Annotated in this window: 28 protein-coding genes and 3 tRNA genes; 12 read left to right on the top strand and 19 right to left on the bottom strand. The window is 61.9% G+C overall.

Annotated features, from left to right (window positions below; all coding sequences use genetic code 11):
• The coding region (locus tag AC04SF_RS33995; RefSeq protein WP_232375805.1) for a GTP-binding protein at positions 1–149 on the bottom strand (149 nt) is incomplete at its 3' end.
• A 294-nt stretch (positions 150–443) separates the two neighbouring features.
• Here AC04SF_RS33995 and AC04SF_RS33990 point away from each other — a divergent pair.
• Positions 444–1,331, top strand: coding sequence for a DMT family transporter (locus AC04SF_RS33990; RefSeq protein ID WP_488481327.1), 888 nt, complete (start codon positions 444–446; stop codon positions 1,329–1,331).
• A 215-nt stretch (positions 1,332–1,546) separates the two neighbouring features.
• Here AC04SF_RS33990 and AC04SF_RS33985 read toward each other — a convergent pair whose 3' ends face one another.
• Positions 1,547–1,804: a GlsB/YeaQ/YmgE family stress response membrane protein gene (locus AC04SF_RS33985; protein WP_488481326.1), complete on the bottom strand. Its 258-nt coding sequence runs from the start codon at positions 1,802–1,804 to the stop codon at positions 1,547–1,549.
• A 131-nt stretch (positions 1,805–1,935) separates the two neighbouring features.
• Between AC04SF_RS33985 and AC04SF_RS33980 the strand changes: the two genes are divergently transcribed.
• The gene (locus tag AC04SF_RS33980) at positions 1,936–2,385 is read left to right on the top strand and encodes a YidB family protein (RefSeq protein ID WP_488481325.1); all 450 of its coding nucleotides are present in this window, start codon (positions 1,936–1,938) and stop codon (positions 2,383–2,385) included.
• 79 nt (positions 2,386–2,464) lie between these two features.
• On the opposite strand, the gene AC04SF_RS33975 is transcribed toward AC04SF_RS33980, so the two are convergent.
• Positions 2,465–2,538, bottom strand: a tRNA-Gly gene (locus AC04SF_RS33975).
• Between the two features lie 89 nt (positions 2,539–2,627).
• Positions 2,628–2,712 (bottom strand) — tRNA-Tyr (locus AC04SF_RS33970).
• A 202-nt stretch (positions 2,713–2,914) separates the two neighbouring features.
• On the opposite strand from AC04SF_RS33970, the gene AC04SF_RS33965 reads away from it, so the two are divergent.
• Positions 2,915–3,763: a TrmH family RNA methyltransferase gene (locus tag AC04SF_RS33965; RefSeq protein WP_488481324.1), complete on the top strand. Its 849-nt coding sequence runs from the start codon at positions 2,915–2,917 to the stop codon at positions 3,761–3,763.
• 121 nt (positions 3,764–3,884) lie between these two features.
• On the opposite strand, the gene AC04SF_RS33960 is transcribed toward AC04SF_RS33965, so the two are convergent.
• The 3 genes from AC04SF_RS33960 to gcl all read right to left on the bottom strand — a co-directional run bounded on the left by AC04SF_RS33960 (position 3,885) and on the right by gcl (position 7,495).
• A complete protein-coding gene (locus AC04SF_RS33960) occupies positions 3,885–4,802 on the bottom strand; it encodes a 2-hydroxy-3-oxopropionate reductase (protein WP_488481323.1) in 918 nt (305 codons plus the stop codon).
• A gap of 103 nt (positions 4,803–4,905) precedes the next feature.
• Positions 4,906–5,703, bottom strand: a complete 798-nt coding sequence (gene otnI / locus AC04SF_RS33955; RefSeq protein ID WP_488481322.1) for a 2-oxo-tetronate isomerase — start codon at positions 5,701–5,703, stop codon at positions 4,906–4,908.
• 10 nt (positions 5,704–5,713) lie between these two features.
• Positions 5,714–7,495, bottom strand: a complete 1,782-nt coding sequence (gene gcl / locus AC04SF_RS33950) for a glyoxylate carboligase (protein ID WP_488481321.1) — start codon at positions 7,493–7,495, stop codon at positions 5,714–5,716.
• A 213-nt stretch (positions 7,496–7,708) separates the two neighbouring features.
• Between gcl and bhcR the strand changes: the two genes are divergently transcribed.
• Both bhcR and AC04SF_RS33940 read left to right on the top strand, forming a co-directional pair.
• Positions 7,709–8,530, top strand: coding sequence for an HTH-type transcriptional regulator BhcR (gene bhcR / locus AC04SF_RS33945; RefSeq protein ID WP_488481320.1), 822 nt, complete (start codon positions 7,709–7,711; stop codon positions 8,528–8,530).
• A gap of 135 nt (positions 8,531–8,665) precedes the next feature.
• The gene (locus AC04SF_RS33940) at positions 8,666–9,094 is read left to right on the top strand and encodes a hypothetical protein (RefSeq protein WP_488481319.1); all 429 of its coding nucleotides are present in this window, start codon (positions 8,666–8,668) and stop codon (positions 9,092–9,094) included.
• Positions 9,095–9,167: 73 nt separating this feature from the next.
• On the opposite strand, the gene AC04SF_RS33935 is transcribed toward AC04SF_RS33940, so the two are convergent.
• From AC04SF_RS33935 to AC04SF_RS33925, 3 genes are all read right to left on the bottom strand, one after another.
• Positions 9,168–9,473 carry a BA14K family protein gene (locus AC04SF_RS33935; protein ID WP_488481318.1) on the bottom strand — a complete coding sequence of 102 codons (306 nt, stop codon included), beginning with the start codon at positions 9,471–9,473 and terminating at the stop codon, positions 9,168–9,170.
• A 188-nt stretch (positions 9,474–9,661) separates the two neighbouring features.
• A complete protein-coding gene (locus tag AC04SF_RS33930; protein WP_488481317.1) occupies positions 9,662–9,862 on the bottom strand; it encodes a hypothetical protein in 201 nt (66 codons plus the stop codon).
• A 195-nt stretch (positions 9,863–10,057) separates the two neighbouring features.
• Positions 10,058–10,225, bottom strand: a complete 168-nt coding sequence (locus AC04SF_RS33925) for a hypothetical protein (RefSeq protein ID WP_488481316.1) — start codon at positions 10,223–10,225, stop codon at positions 10,058–10,060.
• Between the two features lie 156 nt (positions 10,226–10,381).
• Here AC04SF_RS33925 and AC04SF_RS33920 point away from each other — a divergent pair.
• Positions 10,382–10,457: transfer RNA gene (locus AC04SF_RS33920), tRNA-Thr, on the top strand.
• Between the two features lie 49 nt (positions 10,458–10,506).
• Here AC04SF_RS33920 and AC04SF_RS33915 read toward each other — a convergent pair.
• Both AC04SF_RS33915 and AC04SF_RS33910 read right to left on the bottom strand, forming a co-directional pair.
• Positions 10,507–11,076, bottom strand: coding sequence for a DUF2569 domain-containing protein (locus tag AC04SF_RS33915; RefSeq protein ID WP_488481315.1), 570 nt, complete (start codon positions 11,074–11,076; stop codon positions 10,507–10,509).
• 127 nt (positions 11,077–11,203) lie between these two features.
• Positions 11,204–11,818, bottom strand: coding sequence for a TetR/AcrR family transcriptional regulator (locus AC04SF_RS33910; protein WP_010909235.1), 615 nt, complete (start codon positions 11,816–11,818; stop codon positions 11,204–11,206).
• Positions 11,819–11,909: 91 nt separating this feature from the next.
• On the opposite strand from AC04SF_RS33910, the gene AC04SF_RS33905 reads away from it, so the two are divergent.
• The 5 genes from AC04SF_RS33905 to AC04SF_RS33885 are packed head-to-tail and all read left to right on the top strand — an operon-like array spanning position 11,910 to position 16,491.
• Entirely contained in the window at positions 11,910–13,001 is a 1,092-nt protein-coding gene (locus tag AC04SF_RS33905; protein ID WP_488481314.1) for a polyamine ABC transporter substrate-binding protein, read from the top strand.
• A 13-nt stretch (positions 13,002–13,014) separates the two neighbouring features.
• Positions 13,015–13,881 (top strand): ABC transporter permease, encoded by an 867-nt coding sequence (locus AC04SF_RS33900; protein ID WP_488481313.1) that lies wholly within the window; start codon positions 13,015–13,017, stop codon positions 13,879–13,881.
• Position 13,882: 1 nt separating this feature from the next.
• Complete coding sequence (locus AC04SF_RS33895) at positions 13,883–14,665, top strand: ABC transporter permease (RefSeq protein WP_488481312.1); 783 nt, start codon at positions 13,883–13,885, stop codon at positions 14,663–14,665.
• Positions 14,662–15,726: an ABC transporter ATP-binding protein gene (locus AC04SF_RS33890; protein ID WP_488481311.1), complete on the top strand. Its 1,065-nt coding sequence runs from the start codon at positions 14,662–14,664 to the stop codon at positions 15,724–15,726. Before AC04SF_RS33895 ends, AC04SF_RS33890 begins: the two co-directional genes overlap by 4 nt.
• A gap of 3 nt (positions 15,727–15,729) precedes the next feature.
• Positions 15,730–16,491, top strand: coding sequence for an MBL fold metallo-hydrolase (locus tag AC04SF_RS33885; protein ID WP_488481310.1), 762 nt, complete (start codon positions 15,730–15,732; stop codon positions 16,489–16,491).
• A 51-nt stretch (positions 16,492–16,542) separates the two neighbouring features.
• Here AC04SF_RS33885 and AC04SF_RS33880 read toward each other — a convergent pair whose 3' ends face one another.
• The 5 genes from AC04SF_RS33880 to AC04SF_RS33860 all read right to left on the bottom strand — a co-directional run bounded on the left by AC04SF_RS33880 (position 16,543) and on the right by AC04SF_RS33860 (position 21,786).
• Complete coding sequence (locus AC04SF_RS33880) at positions 16,543–17,097, bottom strand: DUF2569 family protein (RefSeq protein ID WP_202354548.1); 555 nt, start codon at positions 17,095–17,097, stop codon at positions 16,543–16,545.
• Between the two features lie 137 nt (positions 17,098–17,234).
• A complete protein-coding gene (locus AC04SF_RS33875) occupies positions 17,235–17,933 on the bottom strand; it encodes a TetR/AcrR family transcriptional regulator (protein ID WP_488481309.1) in 699 nt (232 codons plus the stop codon).
• Positions 17,934–18,009: 76 nt separating this feature from the next.
• Positions 18,010–19,437 (bottom strand): amidase, encoded by a 1,428-nt coding sequence (locus AC04SF_RS33870; RefSeq protein ID WP_488481308.1) that lies wholly within the window; start codon positions 19,435–19,437, stop codon positions 18,010–18,012.
• A gap of 94 nt (positions 19,438–19,531) precedes the next feature.
• On the bottom strand, positions 19,532–20,566 hold the full coding sequence (locus tag AC04SF_RS33865) for an extracellular solute-binding protein (protein WP_488481307.1): 1,035 nt from the start codon (positions 20,564–20,566) through the stop codon (positions 19,532–19,534).
• Between the two features lie 269 nt (positions 20,567–20,835).
• Positions 20,836–21,786: a hypothetical protein gene (locus tag AC04SF_RS33860; RefSeq protein WP_488481306.1), complete on the bottom strand. Its 951-nt coding sequence runs from the start codon at positions 21,784–21,786 to the stop codon at positions 20,836–20,838.
• 335 nt (positions 21,787–22,121) lie between these two features.
• On the opposite strand from AC04SF_RS33860, the gene glf reads away from it, so the two are divergent.
• Positions 22,122–23,306, top strand: coding sequence for a UDP-galactopyranose mutase (gene glf, locus AC04SF_RS33855; RefSeq protein WP_488481305.1), 1,185 nt, complete (start codon positions 22,122–22,124; stop codon positions 23,304–23,306).
• A 36-nt stretch (positions 23,307–23,342) separates the two neighbouring features.
• Here the strand turns inward: glf and AC04SF_RS33850 are convergent, their stop codons facing one another.
• Both AC04SF_RS33850 and AC04SF_RS33845 read right to left on the bottom strand, forming a co-directional pair.
• Complete coding sequence (locus AC04SF_RS33850; RefSeq protein WP_096457255.1) at positions 23,343–24,314, bottom strand: NAD-dependent epimerase/dehydratase family protein; 972 nt, start codon at positions 24,312–24,314, stop codon at positions 23,343–23,345.
• Between the two features lie 223 nt (positions 24,315–24,537).
• Entirely contained in the window at positions 24,538–24,855 is a 318-nt protein-coding gene (locus AC04SF_RS33845; RefSeq protein WP_488481304.1) for a hypothetical protein, read from the bottom strand.
• Between the last annotated feature and the right edge of the window lie 137 nt (positions 24,856–24,992).

Below are 24,992 nucleotides of genomic sequence, written 5' to 3'. Positions count from 1 at the left end.
TCCGGCGCCGCATCGATCTGGTCGTAGCGCTTGTACTCGCCAAAATACTTCGTGATCGCCGCCGTCAGCGACGTCTTGCCATGGTCAACGTGACCAATCGTGCCGATGTTCACATGAGGCTTAGTGCGCTCGAATTTACCTTTTGCCATAGTCTCTTTCCTTGGACGGCCTTGACCTTCAGTTCAGTCGAATGCGGGGCGATTAGCGACAAAGGCCAAAAAACACAAGCGTCTTTTGGCCGGGTGCCGTCTCACTCAGTCCGAACCTGGGATCCGATTGCGGGAGTATGGCGCTGATATAGGAAGGCGATGGGTGAAATGAAATGGCTGACCGGCCGAGCGATCGCGGCCTGCATCGAGGGCTCCTGCCCGCCAATCCCTGTCTGGATCACCGCCAGTTGATGGCCCATTGCGGCGGCAACCGGGGTCTGATCTCTTGCCCCCATGCATTTCATCCCTGCCTCGATCCGCGGCCCGCTGTTCATGATCGTTTCGACGGGGTCGTATCTCGTCAACGATACGATGATGAAACTCGCGACCACGGGGCTGCCGTCCTACGAAGTGTTGTTCCTGCGCGGTGTAGCGGCAACACTCTGGGGCTTCCCGCTGCTGTTCCTGCTCGGCTACGGCAAACAGATCCCGCTGATCTTCGACGGCCATGTGCTGCGCCGGAACCTGCTCGAGATGGCGGCGATCCTCTGCTACGTCGTGGCGCTCGCCAACATGCAGATCGCGGATTCCACGGCGCTGGGACAAATCACGCCGCTCCTGATGCTGGTCGGCTCCTCGATCCTGTTTGGCGAACGCATCGGCGGCCAGCGCATGGCGCTGATCGGGCTCGGGTTCATCGGCGCGCTGATGGTGGCGCAACCGACGATGCAAGGCATTTCCGTCTACGCGCTGCTCGCGCTCGGCAACGCCACACTGGCGGCCGCGCGCGACCTTGCCGGGAGGCGTGTCCCCGCCGAGGTGCCGGGGATGATCGTGGCGATTTCCGCCGTGGTGGTGGTGCTGATCGGCGCCGGCGCGGCGCACCTGGTGTCCGAGCGCTGGGTGATGCCCGAAGCACGCCACCTGCTGCTGCTGGCCGGCGCCGGATTTTTCCTGATCTTCGGCCATTTCTTCATCTTCATGGCCTATCGCGTCGGCCCGACCAGCGCAGTGGCGCCGTTCTATTACAGCTTCACCGTCTGGGCGGTCATTTCGGGCCTGTTCGTGTTCGGGCAGTTCCCCAACGCGCTGGCGGTCTGCGGCATCCTGCTGGTGGTTGGCAGCGGGCTCACCATCGTGTCGCTGGACCAGCGCAAGCGCAGGCTGACTGTTGTCGCATAGTTGGCATCCGCGCCCTTGCCTTTGGCGGCTGTTGCGGAGGCCGGACTGATCGTCTATTCGCCGGCGACATGATCAATCCGCCAAGGGAGTTTCCCCATGACCGATTTTGACCAGAACAAGAACTCCGACGCCGACGCCGTGCTGATGCCATAGGCGAGCTTGAGGCCGGTCTCGCCTCAGCAGAAATTCGAAGTTTCAGACGATGCAGCCGGCGCCTAGAGCGTCCGCCTTCCGCTGAACTGGTGGTAGGCCCACAGCACGATCACCGCGCCAACTACAGCGACGATCAGGCTGGTGATGTTGAGACCGGTGACACCTATGCCAAAGAGCTGGCTGCAGATCACGCCGCCGACGATGGCGCCGACGATGCCGAGCACGATATCCATGATCAGGCCTTGGCCCGTCTTGTTAACGATCTTGCTGCCCAGGAAGCCGGCAATGGCGCCGAGAATGATCCAGCTGATGATACCCATTTTTTCCTCTCCATCCCCCTGCCGGCCCGACATTTTCATATGATTGTCAAAACCTCAAGCCAGCTTGAAATTCCGCCTGGATGCGCCATTGTCAGAGGTGGGCAGGGCTTGGTTGAGATGGAGGATCCACTATGGGACTTTTTGACAACGCCGTTCCCGGCGGCAACATCACCAAACCGCTGATGATCGCGCTCGGCGCGTTGCTGGTCGGAAAAATGCTGAGCGGCAGAAGTGCCGAACAGCCGGATCAGCCTCAAACACCCGTACCGGCCGAACCCACCGCCAGCGACGGCGGATTGCTCGGCGGACTGGGCGGCCTGCTCGGCAAGCTCAGGGATGCCGGCCACGGCAATGTCGCCGATTCCTGGGTCGGCACCGGGCAGAACCAGTCGATCAATGCCAATGATCTCGGCGCCGCACTCGGCCCGCAGGTCATCCGCGAGATTGCACAGCGGACCGGGTTGGACGAGCAGGAACTGCTCAAGCAGTTGTCCACCGCCTTGCCCGGCATCGTCGACAAATTGACGCCCAATGGCCAGGTGCCGCAGCAGCACCAGGTGGCGTCGGCGTTCAACAGCTGAGGCGGCCCATATTGATGTCCGGAAGCGCTGCGCGCATGGTCGCGCAGTGTCAGGGCTTAGCGATTGTGGGATGAAAGTCTGGAGCGGGTAGCGGGAATCGAACCCGCATATTCAGCTTGGAAGGCTGCTGCTCTACCACTGAGCTATACCCGCGCCTTGCACTGAAGTATCGGATTCACCCGAAAAGCGCCATGCACTTTTCGGCCCGATGCTTTTTCGTTTCAGGGCTTCCGGGCCGGCAGTGGTGGAGAGGGTTGGATTCGAACCAACGTAGGCTAAGCCAACGGATTTACAGTCCGTCCCCTTTAACCACTCGGGCACCTCTCCAGTCTGCCGCCGGAGCCATGCAACGAGGCATTCTTGCCGACCCCGGAGCCCGAGATAGAAGTCTTGTCCGAAATCAGCGAAGCGCCTTATGGCGGCAAGGCCAGTGGGTGTCAACCGCGTGGCAAGGCTTTTTCGATGTTGTTCGCCGGCTGCGGCGACGGGCCATATCCTTGGCAGGTGGAGACAGCTATAGAAGCCGGCCATGAGCAACAAGACCAACACACCCAAAGACACCCATTACGCCAAGCTGCGCCGCGCACACCGCGACGAGAAGAGCGGCGGCGCCCCGGCGTTCCGGCCGCGCCAGCCCGTTCCGCCCGGCGAGAACGCCGCCGACGGCCTGGTGCGGCTTTATGGCCTGCACACGGTGCGGGCGGCGCTCGACAATCCGCGCCGCCGGATCAAAAAAATGCTGGTGACGCGCAATGCGGCCGAGCGTCTCGAGATCGCCGATCTCGCCGCCTTGCCCTTCAAGGCGGAACTGGTCGAGCCCCGGGACATCGACAAGATCACCGGATCGGACGCCGTGCATCAGGGCGTGCTGATCGAGGCGGAGCCGTTGAAGCCGAAGCGCCTCGACGCGCTCGGCGACACAAGGCTGGTGCTGGTGCTCGACCAGGTCACCGACCCGCACAATGTCGGCGCGATCCTGCGCTCGGCGGTCGCCTTCGGCGCCGGCGCGCTGATCACCACGGCGCGCCACAGCCCACAGGAATCGGGCGTACTGGCGAAATCCGCCTCCGGCGCGCTGGAACATATCGACCAGATCGAGGTGAAGAACCTGGCAGACGCGCTCGGGCAGCTGCACGAGGCAGGCTTCCAGACGATCGGGCTTGATTCGGACGGGCCGGCGGAACTCGAAACCAGCTTTGCCGGCGACAGGATCGCGCTGGTGCTTGGCGCCGAGGGCAAGGGCCTGCGGCAGAAGACGCGCGAGACGGTGACGACGCTGGCACGGCTCGACATGCCCGGCGCCATCCTCTCGCTCAACGTGTCGAACGCCGCGGCGGTGAGCCTTTACGCCGCGCGGGCATTTTTGAAGCGCGGCTGAGCTCGGAAGCGGCAGGTCGCCTGCCCAAACGAGAAACGGGTTCCGGCGACAGACGCAGGAACCCGTTCTTCGACAGGAAAAAGAGGGGCGGCTTGGGAACGTTACGCCACCCTCTCCCGACCTATGCCGCTTTGCCTTTGACGTTTGCCACCTCGCCACCGACCTCGAAATTGGCCATCCGCTCCAGCGCCCTGACCAGCGCCGAGTGATCCTCCTTGGCGCCGCCATTGGCGGCGCAGGAATTGAAGAGCTGCTGCGTCGTCGAGGTGTTGGGAAGCGACACACCGAGCGCCTTGGCGCCCTCAAGTGCCAGATTGAGATCCTTCTGGTGCAGTTCGATGCGGAAGCCCGGCGCAAAGGTGCGCTTGACCATGCGCTCGCCATGCACTTCCAGGATGCGCGAGGCTGCCAGCCCGCCCATCAGAGCCTGCCGGACCTTGGCCGGGTCGGCGCCGGCTTTAGAAGCAAAAACAAGCGCTTCGGCGACGGCTTCAATGGTGAGCGCGACGACGATCTGGTTGGCGACCTTGGTGGTCTGGCCTACGCCGTTCGGCCCGACCAGAGTGATGTTCTTGCCCATTTTCTCGAAGACGGGTCTGGCGCGCTCGAACGGTTTATCCTCGCCACCGACCATGATGGTCAGCGATGCCGCCTTGGCACCGACCTCGCCACCGGAAACCGGCGCGTCGAGATAGTCGCAGCCGAGCTCGTTGATCTTCTTAGCGAACACCTTGGTCTCGATCGGCGAGATCGAACTCATGTCGATGACCAGCTTGCCTTTCGACAGGCCGGAGGCGACGCCATTGTCGCCGAACAGCACATCGGCGACCTGTGGGGTGTCAGGCACCATGGTGATGATGATGTCGGCAGCCTTGGCGACGGCGGCATGGCCGGAGACTGTTTTCAGGCCTTTGGCGATGAGATCAGCCGGCGGCGTTGAGCGATGGTCGCTGGCGATGACCTTGTAGCCGGCGTCCAACAGATGCCCCGCCATTGGTGCGCCCATGATGCCGAGGCCGATGAAGCCTATGGTTTCCATTGTGGTTCTCCGTCTTTAGTTAGGCCGCGTTCCTTCGCGCCCCCCTCTGGCCTGCCGGCCATCTCCCCCACAGGTGGGAGATTGGCAGCTTCGACGCCAGCCCTTAAGCCGCCGCGCTCCCCTGCCCGGCCAAATCCCGGAACCAGCCAAGCCCGGCTTCGGTGCCTGCCTTCGGCTTGTATTCCGCGCCGATCCAGCCGGAATAGCCGATGCGGTCGATGTGGTCGTAGAGGAAGGGATAATTGATCTCGCCCGTTCCCGGCTCGTGACGGCCGGGATTGTCCGCAAGCTGGATATGCGCGATGCGGCCGAGGTTTGCCTCGATTTTACGGGCGAGATCCCCCTCCATGATCTGCATGTGATAGATGTCGTATTGCAGGAACAGGTTTTTCGAGCCGACGCGGTCGATCAGCGCCAGCGCATGGTCCGAATAGTTGAGGAAGAAGCCCGGAATGTCGCGCGTGTTGATCGGCTCGATCAGCAGGCGGATGCCTGCCTGCTCCAGCTTCTCCGCCGCGAAAGCGAGGTTTTCAGCGAAAACATCCTCGAGCACCTTGCGATCGACGCCCGCCGGCGCAATGCCGGCCAGGCAATTGACCTGCGGGCAGCCGAGCGCCTGCGCATAGGTGATCGCCTTGGCGATGCCCTGGCGGAATTCCGGCACGCGGTCCGGCAGCACGGCGATGCCGCGCTCGCCCTTGGCCCAGTCGCCGGCCGGCAGGTTGAACAGCACCTGCGTCAGGCCGTTCTTCTTCAACCTCGCGGCCACCACTTCGGGCGCATGGTCGTAGGGGCCGATATATTCGACGCCCTTGAAGCCGGCGCGGGCGGCGGCATCAAAACGGTCGAGGAAATCATGCTCGCCAAAGAGCATCGACAGATTGGCTGAAAAACGCGGCATTCTTTTTCTCCTAATCCAGCATCACGATCGCGGTCGGCGCGTCTTTCTGATGTTCGGCAAGTTCCTCGAATTCGGTGATCTTGTCGATCTCGGTGCCCATCGAGATGTTGGTGACGCGCTCGAGGATGAATTCGAGCACGACCGGAACCCGGTGCTCCTTCATCAGCCGCTGCGCCTGCTTGAAGGCGGAGGCAAACTCCTCGGGCTTGCGCACCCTGACCGCCTTGCAGCCCATCGCTTCGGCCACGGCGACGTGGTCGACGCCATAGCCGGCCTCGGGATCGCCTGACCGGTTGATGTTCTCGAAGGCCAAGCTCACCTCATAGTCCATCGCAAAACCGCGCTGCGCCTGGCGGATCAGGCCGAGATAGGCGTTGTTCACGACGACATGGATGTAAGGCAGTCTGTGTTGCGCGCCGACCGCCAGCTCCTCGATCATGAACTGGAAGTCATAGTCGCCCGACAGCGCCACTATTGTGCGGTCCGGATCGGCGGCGCGAACACCGAGCGCTGCCGGCAAGGTCCAGCCGAGCGGGCCGGCCTGGCCGCAATTGATCCAGTTGCGCGGCTTGTAGACGTGCAGGAACTGCGCGCCGGCGATCTGCGACAGGCCGATGGTGGTGACATAGGTGACGTCGCGGCCGAACGCCCTGTTCATCTCCTCATAGACGCGCTGCGGCTTTAGCGGCACCTGGTCGAAATGCGTCTTGCGCTTCATCGTCTTCTTGCGGGCCTGGCATTCCTTGGCCCAGCCCGACCAGTCGCGCAGCTTGCCTGATGTCTTCCACTCGGTGGCGACGTCGAGCAGCATTTTCAGTGCCGCACCCGCATCGGACACGACGCCGAGATCCGGCGCGAAGACACGGCCGATCTGCGTGGGCTCGATGTCGACATGGATGAATTTCTTGCCCTTCGTATAGACGTCGACCGAACCGGTGTGGCGGTTGGCCCAGCGGTTGCCGATGCCGAAGACGAAGTCGGCCTCGAGCATCGTGGCGTTCCCGTAGCGGTGCGAGGTCTGCAGTCCGCACATACCGGCCATCAGCCGGTGGTCGTCGGGGATGGCGCCCCAGCCCATCAGCGTCGGGATGACCGGAACGCCGGTGATTTCGGCGAATTCAATGAGCAGGTCGGATGCATCGGCGTTGATGATGCCGCCGCCGGCGACGATCAGCGGCTTGTCGGCCGCATTGAGCATAGCCAGCGCCTTTTCGGCCTGGGCGCGCGTCATGGCCGGCTTGAACGGCGCCAGCGGCTCATAGGCATCGATGTCGAATTCGATCTCGGCCAGTTGCACGTCGACAGGCAGGTCGATCAGCACCGGGCCGGGCCGCGACGAGCGCATCAGGTGAAACGCCTTCTGCAGCGCCATCGGCACGAGATAAGGTTCCATGACGGTGACAGCCCATTTGGCGACCGGTGCGGCGATAGCGGCGATGTCGACGGCCTGGAAATCCTCCTTGTTCAGCCGTGCCCGCGGCGCCTGCCCGGTGATGCAGAGGATCGGGATGGAATCGGCGGCCGCCGAGTAAAGCCCGGTGATCATGTCGGTGCCGGCCGGCCCCGAAGTGCCGATGCAGAGCCCGATATTGCCTGCCTTGGCGCGGGTGTAGCCTTCGGCCATATGCGAGGCGCCCTCGACGTGGCGGGCCAGCACGTGGCGGATCGTGCCCCTTGCCTTCAGCGCCGAATAGAGCGGATTGATGGCCGCGCCCGGCACGCCGAAGGCGCAGGAGATACCTTCCTTTTCGAGAACGAGAACCGCGGCATCGACAGCGCGCATCCTGGCCATTTTCCGGCCCTCCACTGGGGTTGTCATTGTTGGATGGCCGATAATCTCACCAAGCCGGCTATTTTTCAATTTTTTCAGAATATTTTTTCATTTCTAGAAAACGGCGACTGTGTGCTGATTTTATTGGATTTTCCGTTTTCCAGGAATTTGCCGCCTCGCCGTAGTGAAAAACTTTTTCATTGCACATTTGGCGAAATCGGCGAGACTGGCACCATGGAAACTACCGAAAAACGCCAGCGCGGCCGACCGCGCGCATTCAACGGACCATCCGAAACCAGTTCGGTGCAGTCGCTTGATCGGGCCTTGCGCATCCTGGCCATCGTCGCGGAGGGCAGCGGCCTGTCGTTGAGCGAGATATCGGCGCAGAGCGGCCTTGCCGCCTCCACCGCCTACCGCATGCTGACGACGCTCGAAACCCACGGCATGGTCGAGTTCGACACGTCAGACCAGTTGTGGTCGATCGGCGTCGAAACCTACCGCATGGGTGCTGCATTCCTGCGCCGCCGCAAGCTGGTCGACCGCGCCCGCATCGTCATGCAGGAGCTGATGGAGAGAACCGGCGAGACCGCCAATCTCGGCGTCGCCGAAGATGATTGCGTGGTGTTCGTCAGCCAGGTCGAGACGCACCAAGCGATCCGCGCCTTCTTCCGCCCGGGAACACGCAGCCCCTTCCACGCGTCCGGCATCGGCAAGGCGGTGCTGGCGCATCTCGAACCGGAACGCGTCGGCACCATCTTGCGCAAAGCCGGCCTGCAGCGCTTCACCGACAAGACACTGTCTGAGATCCCTGCCCTCGCCCACGACCTGGCTGTCATCAAGCAGCGCGGCTGGTCGGTCGATGACGAGGAGCGGCACCCCGGCATGCGCTGCGTGGCCGCCGCCATCTTCAACGAGTTCGGCGAACCGATCGGCGGCGTCTCGGTGTCAGGGCCAACCGTGCGGGTGACGCCGGAGCGGCTGGCCGAGATCGGCCCGATGGTGCGCAGTGCCGCGGCCGAGGTGACCCGGATGATCGGCGGCCTGCAAGCCGGCTGATCAGCTTGCCTCGGGGGCAGCGCGCTCCTGGTCGTAATGTCGAGAAATCGGGCAGTATGGCCATGCCGGCGCCGCAAGCACCGGCGGCATGGACTCCGCCTTCCCGGGCGTTCGAATGCGTGCGAAAGGGCACGGATGCACAAAACGGTTCAGCTTTTGCTTGTCGCTTCACTTTGCGGATGCGTGGCGGCGGCACCTCGACCTGATGCCGGCGGCGGCCAGCGCGTCGATCCCATTCCGATCCCGCTTGCCCTGGAGGAGATCATCACCACCGGCATCCGTCAGCGCTTGCCGGATCCCGCTTCCGCCCGGTTCGGGAAGATGCTTGCCGGCGAGCGGACGCTGAACGGCCGCAAGGAGATCGTCGTCTGCGGCTTCGTCAACGGCAGGGATCCGTCCGGCAGCTATGGCGGCGACCAAGCCTTCTTTGCCAAGATCTACCCGGATTCGGGAAGCAGCTTCGAACTCGTCGCCATGGGCGGCGCTTCGGAAACGCTCGTCGATAGCAGCTGCGGCGCAGCCGGATTGCCGATCTCCGATTCCAGCCCGAAAACGCAACTGTAAGTATTTGTCAGACAACGGAAAAAGGGGCTCGCGTGAGCCCCTTTTTCCTTTTGTTGAAACAGTCCCCCTCCTCTTAGAGCCGGCAGTAGTGGCGATAGCCGTCGTAGCCGACATAGGTGTCGGAGTCCGGATCGTAGCTCGAGTAGCGATCGAAGCAGCGACGGACGTGCCAGGAACCGCCATCTTCGTCGACATAGACGGTGCGCGGCGGCTGCTGGGCAAGCAGGCTGCCGAGGACAAACCCGCCGACGCCGGCGGCGATGCCGATGCCGAGGTCGTGGTGATGCGAATGAGCCGCCGAAGGCTGAACGGTGCCGACCAGCGTGGTGGCGGCGACGGTGGTGGCGATGAGGCCGGAAACGAGTGTGCGCTTGAACATGATGATCTCCTTGCTTCGTTGACCGAGGCGATCCATCCGCCTCTTGATCATCTGTCGTTGCCGCGAAGAAAAAGGTTCGAAAGCTTTTTTCGATTTTTTGCGAAGATGCTGCCGGTTCCTGCCTGTGGGGCTACGGAAAATGCAAAAGGGCGGCTGAGGCCGCCCTTCGAAGGCGACAGGCCCTGGCATCAAAAGATGATGACCACCCCGCCATGGTGATGATGATGACGATGGTGGTGGTGGTACCACCAGTAGTCGCCATAGTCGCCGTCGTAGTGATGATAGTGATGATGCATACCGTGAGCTGACGACGTCTGAACCGTGGCGGCCAGCGCGCCTGTGGCAACGAAAAGGGCTACGAGAGCGGAAGTGAGCATGCGCTTGAACATGATGATCTCCTGGATCCTTGACCGAGGCGATCATTCGCCTCTGGAGATCAGTCGGCGCGGCATGTCGAAAGGTTCGAAAGGTCGAGGAGATTCTTCGGCGGAGCGGGAGAAATAGCGAGTAGCGAAGGCAGGATCGCACGGGAATCTCGGTCCCACTACCGACTATTTGCTACTCGCTATTCCCTATTCGCTCTCTCATCCCATGCCCGTGACATGCCGCAGCCAGAAAGCCAGCGCGATGAAGCCGATGATCGTGGTCACGCCGGTCCAGTCGACATTGGCCTTCTTCACGTCGCTGACGAGCTTCACCAGCAACATCCAGGCGATGACGACGATGGGGAGAATGATGACAAACCTGATCATGCGACACTCCAGTCCGAAGCGATTGCACCTCACCAATATGTAGGAAGCGCGCTTGCGGATTTCAGCATAGGCGTCCGCGGCGTCATCCACCGCCGGGGTAACCGAAAACGGAGTTTTGTCTTTACTGGCGCACGAAATATGCTACCGGAGCGCCGTGCCCTTGTAGCTCAGCTGGTAGAGCAGCGGTTTTGTAAACCGAAGGTCGGCGGTTCGATCCCGTCCGGGGGCACCAGTTCTGACCGACGATTCCCCGACAGTCCAAATCTTCCGAGCGCGCTTTCTTATGAAGCACTCGCTGGCTGGGCAGATACGTTCGTCCGGGTGAACGTATTCCGCACCCTGACGGACCTGTAGACATAAGCGACCCAGATGCCTGTCCCAACAAACGAGGCGATCGGCGCCACCAGCGCATCGCCTGCGAGCACTTGGCTCACCGGAACGCCCAGAATGGAGGCAATCCAGATCGTGTCCAGGACAAAGACGACAGGGATCGCAAGCCACTGAAGCAAAAACAATTGCGGGAAGCGATGGCTGCGCCGCAGCATCGAAACGAGCACAACCAGCTGAATCGCCAGAAATGCGAGGTTGAGGGCAACCTCGCCATACACCACCAGCGGCCCATTGGAGAGGGTCATGAGCTGTTGGTAGCCGTCGGCCGAATTGGCGAAGTCGGCCAATGTGCGTAGCGGTGACAATGCTTGACCGATCGCCAGCAGCATCAGCCAACCGCCGAAGCCCACAAGAGCCTCAGGGTTCTGCGACGGCTTCACGGCCGATCGAACGGCAAAGAAAACAGGCACGCCGATCAACAGCAGTACGATCGCCCAATGCCAGATGGAAAACGCCCCCATCTACCCCTCCCCCCTTTTATACCCTCTTAAGTTGCATCAGATTTTAACCTCAACTCAAGAGGCAGGACTCGCATCAAACGAGGTCGGATGCCGAAACGGGGATTTCTCCTATCTGCTCTTGACTCCCTCACACCCCGATCGCCGCCACCAAAATCCGGTTCTGTCTTCTTATCGCCGCCCTCAGCTCCGGTATCCTGGCCTCGTCGCGCTTCACGAACTCGATGAACATCATGTTCATGTTGTTGAAGATCAGCTCGCCGAGCGCAGCGCCATCGATGTCCTGGCGCACCAGGCCAATCTCCTGCAGGCGGGCGATCAGCGCGCGGATCTGTTCGGTGAGTGAGCGGTCGAGCGCGGTGTAGGCCTGGCCGAACGGGCTGTCGGGCAATTGCGTCGAAATCGCCATCGCCTGGCGCCACATCTCCTTGCTGAGATAGTGCAGCGAGTGCTCGATATAGATGCCGATCAGCGTGTCCAGCGCGTCGCCGACATTGGCCGGCGGCCTGGCGACGACGCCGCGCCCGGCATTGAGCACCTCGTTGACCTCCAGCGAGACGATGGCGCCGAGGATGTCGCCCTTGTTCTCATAGTAATTGTAGATCGTGCCGATCGACACTTCGGCCTGCGCCGCGATCGCCTCGATCTTGGCGCCCTCATAGCCGGCCTCGCGAAAAAGCGCTGCCGCCGCCTCGATGATGCGCCGGTGCCGGTCCGCCTTTTGCCTTGCCCGCAATCCGCTCATATCAGCCTCTTGCCACAAAAACAGAATTGACTCAATTTTAGAATTGGTTCAATTTTTTGCAAGAAGCCACAAAGGCAAGGGAGAACACTCGATGTCCGTCAAATCCTCATCCGGGAATCCGCTTTCCGTCCTGAAGCACCATCTGCACGCTGCATGCGCCGCCACGGCACTGCTGCTTGGGGTGGGCAGCTTCGCCGAGGCCGCCGATCTCAACGCGCTGATCTGGTGCGATCATTCCGATCCGGCGCTGCTGCAGCCCTTCGAGCAGGCCAACAATGTCAAGGTCAACGTCAAGGAGTTCGAGGGCACCGGCGCTGGGCTGGCCATCGTCGAGCAGTCGCAGCCCGGCGACTGGGACGTGATGGTGATCGACAGTATCGACGTGCCGCGCGGCGTCGAAAAGGGCCTGTTCGAGCCGCTGCCGGAAGACAAGCTGCCCTTCGCCGATCTCTTCCCGCAAGTGAAGATGGACGGCTCGACCGTGGTCGGCGGCAAGCGCTACGGCATCACCGAAAAGTTCGGCTACAACACGATCGGCTACAACAAGACCAAGGTCGATCCGGCAGACATGCAGTCCCTGGCGTCGCTGACCAGCGACAAGTACAAGGGCAAGGTCGCCATCTACGACTATTACCTGCCGGTCATCGGCATGGCAGCACTGGCCATCGGCAAGAAGACGGCGGATTTGACCGAAGCCGACCTGCCCGCCCTCAAGGACGAGCTGCTCAAGATGAAGGCCAACGCCAAGCTGGTCGGCGAAGTCACCGCCAGCCAGACGGCGCTCGCCACCGGCGAGGTCGATATTCTCGTCGGCGGCGGAGAATGGGTTACGGCGGGGTTGGCGAAGGAGAACCCGGCGCTGGACTTCTCCATCCCCAGGGAAGGCGCGGTGCTGTGGTCGCAGTCGCTGGCCATGTTCAAGGATTCCAAGAACAAGGACCTGGCGCTGAAATTCATACAGTACATTATGAGCCCGGAAGGCCAAGCGCGGCTTGCCACTTCATCCTGCTACTGGGGCATGCCGTCGAACACCAAGGCAGCTTTGACCGACGACCAGAAGAAGGTGCTGCGCTTCGACGAGCAGCCGGGTTTCCTCGCTCGTGCGCAAGCCTATCCGGCGCCGAACGCCGATCTCGACAAGAAGATGCAGGATATGTGGACCGAAATGCTGCAGGCGAAGTGATCGGTTGCCGCTCGTGAGCTCTGCCAGGAATAGCGGGCGTGCCCTGCCCCGGGCGGGCCATGCCCTGCCCTGGGCGCTGGTGACGCCGGCGCTGGGCTGGACGCTGCTGTTCTTCGTGCTGCCCTTCATCGCCATGGGGTTTTCCAGCCTCACGGCGCATGAGGGCGGCGGTTTCACGCTGACCAACTACAGCCAGTTCTTCACCAACCCTTCCTATTGGCAGGCGATGGTGAACTCGTTGCAAGTGACGGCAATCGTCACCGTGGTTTCGGTGCTGCTTGCCTATCCCTTCGCCTGGATCCTCGCCGAACAGGTGCCGGAACGCTGGCAGCGGCTGGCGCTGATGCTGGCCGTGCTGCCGTTCTGGACTTCTTACGTCGTGCGTTCCTATTCCTGGCTGCTGGTGCTGGCGCAGAACGGTGTCATCAACCGCGCGCTCACCGGTTCCGGCCTGATCAGCGAGCCGCTGCAGCTCGCCAACACGCGCTTGGCCACCGTCACCGGCTTCGTGCATTTCTTCGTCATGCTGCTGACGCTGACCATTTTCGCCAACCTCAAGCAGCTCAGCCCGAGCTACCGCAAGGCAGCGGCCGATCTCGGCGCCGGGCCGGTGCGCACCTTCCTGCATGTCATCTTGCCGCTGACCTTGCCCGGCATCATGGTCGGTGCCTTCCTCACCTTCGTGCTGTGCATCGGCGACTACATCACGCCGCAGATTCTGGGCGGCAACAACGAGCTTTTGATGCCGCAACTGGTGATGATGCAGATCGGCCGGCGCGGCGATTTTCCGCTGGCCTCGGCGCTGTCGATCATCCTGATGGCGGTCGTCACCATCGCCTACCTCGCCTGCGCGCGCTGGCTGAAGATCGAGCGGGCCTGAGATGCGCCAGATCGTCCGCGTCGCGTCCTGGCTCTATGCGCTTGCCGTCTACGGCTTCATCTTCCTGCCGGTGGTGGTGCTGGTGCTGTTCTCGCTGCAGGCAACGTCGTTTCCGATCCCGCCCTTCACCGGCCCGTCGCTGCGCTGGTACGAGGCGGTGCTCTCCGACGCGCGGCTGACTTCGGCGCTGGTCAATTCGCTGCTGGTGGCGTCGATCTCCTCGGCCACTGCCGCGACGCTGGGTTTCCTCTCGGCCTGGGGCTTTGCCCGCTTCGTGCTGCCGGGCTCCGGCCTGCTGCGCGGGCTGATCACGCTGCCGCTGACGGTCAGCTATCTCATCATCGGCATGGGATTGCTGGTGCTGTTCAACTGGGCCGGCGTGCCGAAATCGCTGCTTGCCGCCGGCATCGGCCATGTCGTGATCAACCTGCCGCTGTGCTTCGCCATCATCTACAGCCAGATGGGCGATCACCAGATCAACATCGAGCGCGCCGCGCGCGATCTCGGCGCGCCGGAGTGGAAGGTGCTCCTGCTGATTACCGTGCCGGTGATGGCGCCCGCCATCTTCGCCGGCTTCTTCCTGTCGATGACCTTCTCCTGGGACGAATTCGTGATCTCCTTCCTGCTGACCCGCTTCGACACCACGCTGCCGGTGGAAATCTGGAACCTGCTGCGCTCCGGCCTCAACCCGAAAACCAACGCGATCGGTTCGCTGGTCTTCGCCGTCTCCATCGTGCTGCTCGTGCTGTTCGAACTGACATTGCTGCGCAGGAGAAGGACATGACCGCGCCCCTGGTCGATATCCGCGCTGTCTCGCACCGTTTCGGGCAGCTGGCGGTGCTGAAAGACGTCTCGCTCAAGATCGAGCCGGGCAGCTATACGATCCTGCTCGGGCCGTCGGGTTCCGGCAAAACGACGCTGTTGTCCATCCTGGGCGGCTTCGTCACGCCGAGCGAAGGCAAGGTGTTCATTCGCGGCGAGGACTGCACCGCCGTGCCGCCGGCGAAACGCCCGACGACGACCGTCTTCCAGGATTATGCGCTGTTCCCGCATATGAGCGTCGGCGGCAATGTCGGCTTCGGGCTGCGCATGCAGGGCGTCGACGGCACGACGCGCGTCGCAAAGGCGCGCGAGGCGCTGGCGCTGGTCGGGCTGGCCGCCGCCTTCGACAAGAAGCCGCACCAGCTTTCCGGCGGCCAGCGGCAGCGCGTGGCGCTGGCGCGTGCGCTGGTGATCGAGCCTGCCGTGCTTCTGCTGGACGAGCCGCTCGGCGCGCTCGACCTCAAACTGCGCCGGCAGATGCAGGACGAGCTGAAGGCGATCCAGAAGCGCGTCGGCACCGCCTTCATCCATGTCACCCACGACCAGGAAGAGGCGATGGCACTGGCCGACCATTGCGTGGTGATGAACGACGGTCGAATCGAGGACGAAGGACCGCCCGAGCGCGTCTATGCCAGGCCGGCGACGCGCTTTTCGGCGACCTTCATGGGCGAAAGCACGATCCTTGCCGGCAAGGTCGCGCAGGCCGGGGACAGGACAAGCACTGTCACGACGCCGGTCGGATCCGTCTCGCTGCCCAGCGCTTTGCCGGCGGGTTCAGCGGTTGCGCTGGCCATACGACCGGAGCACCTTGTCCTCGGCGCGGCCTCGGCGGCCGTGGCGCTTGGCCAGGCCAGGATCGACGATGTCGTCTTCCAGGGCAGCTTCAAACGTGTTCTGGCCACCTCCATGCAGGACCGCGCGCTGCAATTCATCGCCAAGGCTCCGGCCACGGCGACAGTTCAGGCTGGCGACACAATCGCGGTTTCGTGCAACGCTGGCGACATCATCCTGCTGGCGAACTGACCGATGAGCATGCTTCCCGTCATCGACGCTGCGAACTGGTATGAGACCATCCGCATGGCCGACGGCGTCACGCTGATCCACGAGCCATGGATCAAACCGTTCTTCCGCTGCAACATCTGGCATGTGCGCGGCCGCGACCGTGATCTCCTGTTCGACACCGGCCTCGGCCTTTTCAGCCTGCGCACACATGTGCCGCTGGTCACGGAGCGCGAGCTGACCTGCGTCGCCAGCCACACGCATTTCGACCATATCGGCTGCCATCACGAATTTCCCGACCGCTGCGTGCACCGTGCCGAAGCAAAAATCCTCGCCGATCCGCGCAACGAATGGACGGTGGCCGACCGCTATGCGACCGACGAGATGTTCGATCGATTGCCGCAGGGCTGGGAGTCGTCCCGCTACCGGATCCTGCCGGCCCCGGCCGACCGCCTGCTCGACCATGGCGACGTCGTCGATCTCGGCGACCGCGCCTTCGAGGTGATCCACACACCGGGCCATTCACCCGGCGGCATCGCGCTCTATGAGAAGAAGACCGGCATCCTGTTGTCCGGCGACATCATCTATGACGGCCCGCTGATTGACGACGTCTATCACTCGGATATTCCAGACTACATGGCGACGCTGCTCGCCATGCGCGACCTCGATGTCTCGGTCGTGCATGGCGGCCATTTCCCGAGCTTCGGCAAGGTGCGCTACCGCCAGTTGATCGATGAGTATCTTGCGCAGAAACGGCAGGCCGGCTGCCACCTGCGGCAGAGCCCGTAAAGGGACCGTGCGCTCGCGATTTGGCCGGCTGCGCCCGGCCCAGCGGACCTTCTAAGAAAACGTCGCAGCCTGAATGGCTGCCGTATCGCCACCGAATGTATTTCTCACCCTGACCGACCTGTAGACATAAGCGGCCCAAAGCCCCGTGGTGGCGACGGCTATCACGGCCGATATCAATGTATCCCCGTCAAGGAGCTGGCTCATCGGGATACTAAGTGTTCTTGATATCCAAACGGTGTCCAGGATGAACAAAAGAGGGATCGCAAACCATTGGCATATAAACAGTTTCGGGAAGTGCTGGCTTCGCCTCAGCATCGAAATAAGTACCACGAGTTGAAGCACCAGAAAGGCCAGATTGAGGGCGGCTTCGCCATACACCGCCAAAGGCCCATTAGGCAGTGTGATGAGCCGCTGGTAGTCTTTGACCGATCTGGCCAACTCCAAAAGTGTGCGCAACGGTGACAATGACTGACCTATCGCCAGCAGCATCAGCCAGCCGCCAAATCCCTCGAGGTCTTTCGGAGGTCGTGGGCGTTTGCGTGCCGAGCGAGTAGCGAAGAAAACTGGCACGCCAATCAATAGCAGCAGTATTGCCCAATGCCACATTCGCCCGCCCCCGTCACGCAACCTTGTATTGCGTATATACACCCTAAGATTGTATCATGTTTCGTTTGCAACTCAAGAGGATCGAGCAGCTTCGGCTGAAAATTGCGCCGCCGGCCTTCGCCTAGCCAGCCCGCCCCTCACCCCAATTCAAAATGCCGCGGAAAGGCCTGATGCAGCAGGAGCAGCATGGTCTTGCGCAGCACATTGGTGTCACGGCTCGACGGGTTCAGATGGTCCCAATACCAGGCGCCGTGAACCAGGTAATTCAGGCTCTCCGACAAGGTGTTGATGTCGACGCCGGCATAGCCGCCGCTGCGCGAAATCTCGACGAGCAGCTCGCGCGCTTCGGCGGTGTAGGCGAGATCGCTCGGCAGGCCGATTTCATTGTAGATCTGCATGCTCTTGCGGTCGCTGGAGAACACAACGAAGACTGACACCCATTGCGGATGCTGCCGGGCGAAACGCTGCGCGCAATCGACGGCGCCAAGCAGCCTTTCGATTGGCGACAGGCCGGGCGCCCGCACCAGACTGATCCAAAGCGCGTCATACTGATCGCTGAGATACTGCAGCACGGCTCGGAACAGATTCTCCTTGCTGCGGAAATGAAAGACAACCAGCGCGTTGGACGAGCCGACATGTTCGGCGATGCGCTGCATGGTGAGGCTTGCCAGGCCCTCCTCCGCGATGAGCTCGATGGTGGCGTCGATGATGCGCTGGACGCTCGCTTCGCCGCGCTCGCGCCGGCGATCCTTGGGCGGCGCGGCATCGTTTGCCGCGCCCTTCGTCGTCACGACCTTGCGTTTCTCCGGCTTTGCGGTGGCCTTGCGTTGCGCCATTTTCGTCAGGACTTTCGGACTCGCGGCGGGCATATCCCGCCGCATAAGTTTACTTCGGCATATGACACGCGGTTCATCAGAGCGACGGACGTCTCCCGGTATCTCCATACCATTGGCCCCGCGCCGTTTCATAGGCCAGTCCGGCCCGGAAGACATCGGCATCGCTGTAGGTGCGGCCGACGATCTGGATGCCTGTCGGCACGCCGCTGGCGGCGTGGCCCGACGGGATGGACAGAACCGGGCAACGGCTGAGCATATTGAACGGCGTCGTCATCACCCAGCCCAGCGAGGGGTTCACCTCCCGGCCGTTGATCTCGACCCTGTCCCTGGTCTGGTCGAACTCCGCCGGCACCGCGGGCAGTGCGTTTGTCGGGCAGATCAACACATCGTAGGTCTCCAGGAGCGGGCCGAGCGTCTGGTACATCCTGGCCGCCACGTCCAGCGTCGCTACGAAGTCGGTGGCTTTGGACTTTTGCCCGTCCTCGGCAAACCGCCTAGCATAGCTGGTCATGTCGCTGGCGTGCTCGGCAAGCAGTTGCGACAGCGACGCGCCGAACAGGTGCTCGAGATAGGCCATTCCGGCCTTGAGCACCCCGTCGTCCCAGCCAAGATCGACTTCCTCGACCGTGGCGCCCAGCGAACGGAACACATCGCAGGCGGCAAGCGTGTTCTTGCGCACGTCGGGGTCGACTTCGAAGGAACCGAGATCCATCGAGAAGGCGATCTTCCAGCCCTTGATCGGCTTGTAGTCGAGCGGCAGGCGCAGCTTGGGACGAAGCGTGGCGATGTCGAGCGGGCTTGGTCCCGCCATGACGTTCTGCAGCAGGATCGCATCTCTGACGTTTCGCGCCAGCGGCCCGGTGTGGCAATAGAAATCGAGGTTGAAGGGCGGATCGTCGGGATTGCGGCCGTAGGGCGGCTTGTAGCCGACGAGACCGCAGGCCGAGGCCGGAATGCGGATCGATCCGGCAATGTCGGAACCGGTGGCGATCGACGATGTGCCGGAAGCGAGCGTTGCCGCAGCACCGCCCGACGAACCGCCCGGCGTGAAATCTGGATTCCAGGGATTGCGGGTGACGCCCCACCGCTTCGACCAGGTGTAGCCGGCGCAGCTGAACTCGGGCGTCGCCGTGCGGGCATGCACGATGCCGCCGGCCTTCATGATGCGGTCGTTCATCGTCGAAGTGTGGCCGCCTATGGCATCCCTGGACAGCAGCGAGCCGTGCGATGTCGGCTTGCCCTTGATGTAGCTCTCGTCCTTGATGCCGATCGGCAGCCCCTCGAGCGCGCCGGTCCTGGCGCCCCTGGCGTATTTCGCCTCGGCTTTGGCGGCCAGCTTCATCGCCTCTTCGAAATGCGTGAAGGTGAAGCAGTTGATCGCCGATCTGGTGGCTTCGGCGCGGCGAATGGTGGCCTGCATCAATTCGACAGGCGAGAGTTTCTTCGCCTTGAACAGCCGCAGCGCCTCATGGGCCGGCATGTAGCAAAGGTCGAGATCGGACATGGGAAGTCTCCTGCGATCGCGAGACCGCACCTGGCATGAAGGGTTGCCGGACCGCGCGTAGCGGCCCGGCGGCTGTCGGGGTCGTCCGGCGACGCTATTTCTGGAGGTCGGTCCAAATTTTCGTGTAGAGCGCTTGCACATCCGATGGGCAGGCCGGCATGAACTGGCCCTTGGCGGCAAATTCAGCCGGAACGTCTACCTCCGGCGCCGTTTTCATGTCGTCCGGCATGAAAGCCTCGGAGCCCTTGATGCCGTTGGCGTAGCGGGCGAAGGCCGAGATCATCGCGGCGTTCTTGGGGTCCATGATGAAATTCTGGAACAGCTTGGCGTTCTCGACATTCTTGGCATCCTTGAGGACGGCGACGTTGTCCATCCAGATCGGAAAACCTTCCTTGGGATAGCCGTAGACGATCTTGTCGTTCTGCAGCCGCTGGCGCAGCGATATGCCGTTCCAGTTGACGCCGGCGGCGATATCGCCCCTGCCCAGGCCGTCGACGGCCGCATAGTCCAGCGAGAGCCATTTCGCCTTCGCCTCGACCAGCTTGTCATGCACCTTCTTCAGCACCTGCATGTCATTGGTGCAGTATTTGCCGCCCTCATAGGCGATGGCGAGGAACATGATGTCACCCATTTCGGGCACGACATTGATCTTGCCGACGAGCTCAGGCGGCGGGTCGAGGAAGATCGCCGAAGTGTTCGGATCACCGGCATAGACCGACTTGTTCACCGAAATGCCCGTCGTGCCCCATTGCCACGGAACGGTGTATTTTCGGCCCGGATCGAAGGGAACATCGACCCATCGCGGATCGACATTCTTGAAATTCTCCATCTTGTTGGGGTCAGTCTCCAAGAGCAGACCTTCGCTGATCCAGACCGGCACCACGCTGGCCGACGGCACCACGATGTCATAGCCGGACGCACCCTGGCGGACCTTGGCCAAAGCGGTGTCGTTGGAATCATAGTCGGTGACGGTGACCTTGATCTTGTAGGTCTCCTCGAACTTCTTGATAAGGTCCGGACTGGTGTAGTTGCCCCAATTGTAGATGTTGAGTTCGCCATCGGCGCGGGCGACGTCTGTCACGGCGAGCAGCGACAGCCCGACGGCGGCCGCAGTCAGTTTCCAGTTCATGCTAGTGCTCCCATTGTTGGGACCGGCTGCGTGACCGCCTCGGTCCATCTCCTGCTGATCAAGCCTGGTGGCGCCCTTCCCCGATGACGGGCTGGACGACTGTCAAGGCATTCCCCACTCGCGGCCATTCACCGGCACATGCCGGCTGGCCAACTCGGTTATGACAAAAGCTAGATTATAACTAACTATATAGTCAATATCTTTTCGCAAGCATGCGTTCGGAGGCTCTATCAAGTGCCCCGCAGCCTCCTAGACAGAAATGGTGGACGCTACAGCGATCGGCCGGTGACCTCAGTCACGGTCACCGGCGGAAGCGAAATCCGATAGTCTGGCCCGCGATTCCTTGGCTTTCGCCACGGCCTCAAGCGATCCTTCAGTCTCATTCGGACAACCGGCTTCTCGTAAAGCGGAGCCGGCAGGCCGGCGAGCGCATAGTAGTCGTCAAGGATGCTGGTCTGCAGCAGACGCTGCTCCTGCGTGTAGAAGCTGAAATGCGCGGCGACCAGATCGCCGAAAACCTTGCCTGGCCGATCGAGCTTTGCCGGCAAGGTCGCTGACAGCCATTCCTCTTCATCATTTCCCGGCGGCGGGTAGAAAAGCTCGCCGATGTCCAGGACATCCGACCCGAAAAACCCGATCGCGTTGATCGAGAAGCGCCCCAGCCTGACTTCCCGGTCAGGTACGCGGAAATCACCCAGCCGGTTCGTCCGCACAGCCTCGATGAAGACCGGATGAAGCGCTTCGGGAAAGCTGGCATGTGCCCAGGAAAAGGGGCACATCGCCTGGCAAGTGAGCGGCCCTTCGATCAGAACCCTGGAAAGGTTCTTGATCAGGCTGCTGCAGACCGCGTTGTTGATGATCAGCGGTGCATACCAGAGGGCCGCCCCCTTTTCCGCCATGGCCCGCGCCTTGAATCCGGGGAGGAAGCCCTCCTCCAGAAAAACCACGTCGTCGTCGAGGCGCAGATAGAGAGCGTCGGCATCGTCACAGAAGCGAAAGAACCTGCCGATGACGTTGATGGTGCCGTCGGCGTTTGGAAGCGTCTTTATCTTGCAGCGCGGATCACTGGCTGCCAATCGCCGGAGATAGGCGCGGTCAGCTTCGTTGCGGCAATTGTCCCACAGATGCCATTCGTGCACCTCCGGACTTTTCAGAACATGGTGGCTGAGCAGGCGCAGATACTTTTCGCGGCCTGCCGGGGTCACAACAATCAGCTTCATGAGTTCGCCCCGCAATGGTCGCGTGTTTTGTTTAGCCTGCGGCCCGTGGCGAGCCTAGAGCCGATCATTTCAGCGTTTCCAGATTCGCGGTGTGTTGCAAAGCACCGCGCAAGACATCGGCCTGACAATGCCAGACAAAAGGCACCCTCCCGTTGGTGGCCCTTCGCATTCATCCGGCTTTGGTGTAGGGGCTCGCTATAACAGCCCTGAACCGCAGGGCTTTTGGCCAGGTGCATAAGTGGAAGAGGCGACTTTGGCATCTGCTGCGCAGGCAATGGTCCAAGCCGATGACCTGGCGCAGATCAACTCGAACCACAAGGGCGTCGGATCCGCGAATGGACAAGAACCTGCTCAGCAAAGTCGACATTCTCATCGTCGGCGCCGGCTTTTATGGCGCGACGCTCGCCGAGCGTATCGCCACGCAACTCGGCCGGCGCGTGTTGGTGATCGACCGGCGCCAGCACATTGGCGGCAATGCCTTTACCGAACAAGATCCCGCCACCGGCGTCGAGATCCATCGCTACGGGCCGCATCTGTTCCACACGTCCAACGAGGAGGTCTGGAATTATCTGCGCGCCTTCACCGGCTTCACGACCTATCGCCATCGGGCGTTCTCGACCTATCGCGACAAGGTCTATCCGCTGCCGATCAACCTCGCCACGATCTGCCAGTTCTTCGGCAAGCGGTTGAGCCCGGACGAGGCTCGCGGCATGATCGCCGGACAGGCAGCCGAGCTTGGCGATCGTCCGCCGGCCAATCTCGAGGAGAAGGCGATCTCACTCGTCGGCCGTCCGCTCTACGAGGCTTTCATCAAGGGCTACACCGCCAAGCAATGGCAAACGGACCCGCGCGAACTGCCAGCGCAGATCATCGCGCGCTTGCCGGTCCGCTATACATTCGAGGACGGCTACTTCAATGACCGCTTCCAGGGCCAGCCTGTGGATGGCTATACGGCGATCTTCGAAAAGATGCTCGCGCACAAGCTTATCGAAACACGGCTTGGCGTCGACTTCTTCGATATCAAACCCTTGCTGCCGAAAGGCCTGCCGGTTGTCTACACCGGTCCGATCGACCGCTATTTCGACTACTCAGAGGGCGAACTCGGCTGGCGGACCATCGACGTCGATCTCGAGGTCATGGACACGCCAGATCATCAGGGCACGGCGATCATGAACTATGCCGACGAAGCCGTGCCCTACACCCGCGTCGTCGAATTCCGGCATTTCAATCCCGAACGCCAGCACAAGAGCGACAAGACACTTGTCGGCCGCGAATATTCGCGTTTTGCCGGCCGCACCGACGAGCCCTACTATCCGATCGACACGCGCCGGGATCAGGCGGTGTACCGTCGCTATCTCGAACGGGCGGCGGCCGAGAAAGACCTGCATCTAGGCGGACGGCTGGGCACCTACCGGTATCTCGACATGCATCAGGCGATCGGCGCCGCCTTGAAGGCCTTCGAAACCGTGCTTGAGCCCTATTTCACCGGCAGGCTCGATTCGGTTTCACGATCGATATGACGGGTCGGGTCTGAAACCGCCAAAAACGTCCGGCGCTCAGGCTGACGCCGCCGATCTGCTGTCAGTCACAATCTGTCGGCGGAACCATTCGAAGGTACGCCGGATCCCTTCCTGGTAGCTGGTCTTTGCCTCCCATCCGGGAAGAACCTGTCTTACCAGGGTCAAGTCCGGGCACCGGTTGGTCGGATCCTGCGGGACAGGCGCATGGTGTTCGATGCGGCTGCCCGGAACGAGCGAGCTGACGAATTTCGCGGTCTCGAGAACAGAGACCTCGCGATTGTTGCCGATGTTCAAGGGGCCCAGGTGCGAGATGCTGTCACGCCAGAAGAAACGCTCCAAGCCATCGACGATATCGTCGACGTAACCCCAGCTACGCGATTGCAAGCCGTCGCCATAGACGGTCAGGATTCCTGTGGTCAGGGCCTGGCTGACAAAATTCGAAACGGCGCGGCCGTCATCAATGCGTGTTCGCGGCCCATAGGTGTTGAACAGCCTGACGACGCGCACATCGAGCCCGCTGACGCGTTGCTGCTCAAACAGCAGCGCCTCGGTGCAGCGCTTGCTCTCGTCATAGGAAGCCCTTGGCCCGGTGCAGTCCACCGATCCTCGGTAGCTCTCCGGCTGCGGCGACACCAGGGGATCGCCATAGACTTCCGAGGTCGAGGCGAAGCAGAAACGCCCGCCGGGCCTGAGCAGCGACAGAAGGTTGAGCGCACCACCTATGTTGGCCTTGATCGTGCGGACCGGCTCGCGCATGTACCATACGGGTGACGCCGGTGACGCCAGATGGATGATCTCATCGAAATGCCGGCTGGCCGTGAAGCTTTCGGCATCGGCAATCTTCAGGCTGAACCGCGGATCCGTGACATGGCCAATGTTGTCGCGCAACCCGGTCCACAGATTGTCGACGACGACAAGCGTTTCCAGATCATCGCGCCGCAGCAGGCGATCGACAAGGTGGGAGCCAATGAAGCCGCAGCCACCAGAAACCAACACATTGCGTGGCATGCGCATTCCCTTCCAGAAACTGACCGGTCAACGCGCCTCAGCTTGTTTTCCGGGAGCGATGGGAACAATGTCCTATCGAGATCCGAAAGTCTTCTACCAGTGCTTTCATCGATACCGCAATTGCAACGATCAAACTTATCTTGCGCCAGCGGGTAATCCGACCGGCCAAGGATGAAACCGCGGCCGGGTATAGGGTGCGGATGCGTGCGCGGATTTTGGCGACCTACAGTGCCCTTTGCGGGCAAGGCATTCCCGTAGCATCGCCACAGCGTGACGCCGTCGGTAGCGGTCTGCTGCTCATTTCTTCCGACTGGCGCACAATCTCGGCGAAGACGAGCGCGAAGCCACCCAGCATGACAAAGACGATGATCAGGCGTGCTACCGGCAATATGTCGGCCTCGTCTGGTTGGTGCGTGCCCCGAACATCAAGATCTTTCCGGGAATCATGCGCACAAATCAAAAGTGCCGCAGCGTCCTCTTGCCGTCCCGAAGGATACGGCGGTGCTGCGGGCGCCCCCACGCCATCCATGCCGGCTAACATGATCCTTCCACCTTTACGAGACTTTAAGCCCCGCCTTAACCATCACATTCGCGCGTGCCCTGTCATGAAGCGCGACCTGCCGGTCGGGACGATGCTGTCGCGGCATGGCTTTGCCCCGTGGCGCAACGGCTCTCTTT

The sequence above is a fragment of the Mesorhizobium sp. CNPSo 4671 genome (assembly GCF_057784245.1).
This window is presented reverse-complemented; position numbering and strand designations above follow the sequence as displayed.

Bases quoted from the DNA above. Each gene is read 5' to 3' on its own strand.
- AC04SF_RS33990 (WP_488481327.1), top strand. From the start codon at position 444: ATGCATTTCATCCCTGCCTCGATCCGCGGCCCGCTGTTCATGATCGTT.
- AC04SF_RS33985 (WP_488481326.1), bottom strand. From the start codon at position 1,804: ATGGGTATCATCAGCTGGATCATTCTCGGCGCCATTGCCGGCTTCCTG.
- AC04SF_RS33980 (WP_488481325.1), top strand. From the start codon at position 1,936: ATGGGACTTTTTGACAACGCCGTTCCCGGCGGCAACATCACCAAACCG.
- AC04SF_RS33965 (WP_488481324.1), top strand. From the start codon at position 2,915: ATGAGCAACAAGACCAACACACCCAAAGACACCCATTACGCCAAGCTG.
- AC04SF_RS33960 (WP_488481323.1), bottom strand. From the start codon at position 4,802: ATGGAAACCATAGGCTTCATCGGCCTCGGCATCATGGGCGCACCAATG.
- otnI (WP_488481322.1), bottom strand. From the start codon at position 5,703: ATGCCGCGTTTTTCAGCCAATCTGTCGATGCTCTTTGGCGAGCATGAT.
- gcl (WP_488481321.1), bottom strand. From the start codon at position 7,495: ATGGCCAGGATGCGCGCTGTCGATGCCGCGGTTCTCGTTCTCGAAAAG.
- bhcR (WP_488481320.1), top strand. From the start codon at position 7,709: ATGGAAACTACCGAAAAACGCCAGCGCGGCCGACCGCGCGCATTCAAC.
- AC04SF_RS33940 (WP_488481319.1), top strand. From the start codon at position 8,666: ATGCACAAAACGGTTCAGCTTTTGCTTGTCGCTTCACTTTGCGGATGC.
- AC04SF_RS33935 (WP_488481318.1), bottom strand. From the start codon at position 9,473: ATGTTCAAGCGCACACTCGTTTCCGGCCTCATCGCCACCACCGTCGCC.
- AC04SF_RS33930 (WP_488481317.1), bottom strand. From the start codon at position 9,862: ATGTTCAAGCGCATGCTCACTTCCGCTCTCGTAGCCCTTTTCGTTGCC.
- AC04SF_RS33925 (WP_488481316.1), bottom strand. From the start codon at position 10,225: ATGATCAGGTTTGTCATCATTCTCCCCATCGTCGTCATCGCCTGGATG.
- AC04SF_RS33915 (WP_488481315.1), bottom strand. From the start codon at position 11,076: ATGGGGGCGTTTTCCATCTGGCATTGGGCGATCGTACTGCTGTTGATC.
- AC04SF_RS33910 (WP_010909235.1), bottom strand. From the start codon at position 11,818: ATGAGCGGATTGCGGGCAAGGCAAAAGGCGGACCGGCACCGGCGCATC.
- AC04SF_RS33905 (WP_488481314.1), top strand. From the start codon at position 11,910: ATGTCCGTCAAATCCTCATCCGGGAATCCGCTTTCCGTCCTGAAGCAC.
- AC04SF_RS33895 (WP_488481312.1), top strand. From the start codon at position 13,883: ATGCGCCAGATCGTCCGCGTCGCGTCCTGGCTCTATGCGCTTGCCGTC.
- AC04SF_RS33890 (WP_488481311.1), top strand. From the start codon at position 14,662: ATGACCGCGCCCCTGGTCGATATCCGCGCTGTCTCGCACCGTTTCGGG.
- AC04SF_RS33885 (WP_488481310.1), top strand. From the start codon at position 15,730: ATGAGCATGCTTCCCGTCATCGACGCTGCGAACTGGTATGAGACCATC.
- AC04SF_RS33880 (WP_202354548.1), bottom strand. From the start codon at position 17,097: ATGTGGCATTGGGCAATACTGCTGCTATTGATTGGCGTGCCAGTTTTC.
- AC04SF_RS33875 (WP_488481309.1), bottom strand. From the start codon at position 17,933: ATGGCGCAACGCAAGGCCACCGCAAAGCCGGAGAAACGCAAGGTCGTG.
- AC04SF_RS33870 (WP_488481308.1), bottom strand. From the start codon at position 19,437: ATGTCCGATCTCGACCTTTGCTACATGCCGGCCCATGAGGCGCTGCGG.
- AC04SF_RS33865 (WP_488481307.1), bottom strand. From the start codon at position 20,566: ATGAACTGGAAACTGACTGCGGCCGCCGTCGGGCTGTCGCTGCTCGCC.
- AC04SF_RS33860 (WP_488481306.1), bottom strand. From the start codon at position 21,786: ATGAAGCTGATTGTTGTGACCCCGGCAGGCCGCGAAAAGTATCTGCGC.
- glf (WP_488481305.1), top strand. From the start codon at position 22,122: ATGGACAAGAACCTGCTCAGCAAAGTCGACATTCTCATCGTCGGCGCC.
- AC04SF_RS33850 (WP_096457255.1), bottom strand. From the start codon at position 24,314: ATGCCACGCAATGTGTTGGTTTCTGGTGGCTGCGGCTTCATTGGCTCC.
- AC04SF_RS33845 (WP_488481304.1), bottom strand. From the start codon at position 24,855: ATGTTAGCCGGCATGGATGGCGTGGGGGCGCCCGCAGCACCGCCGTAT.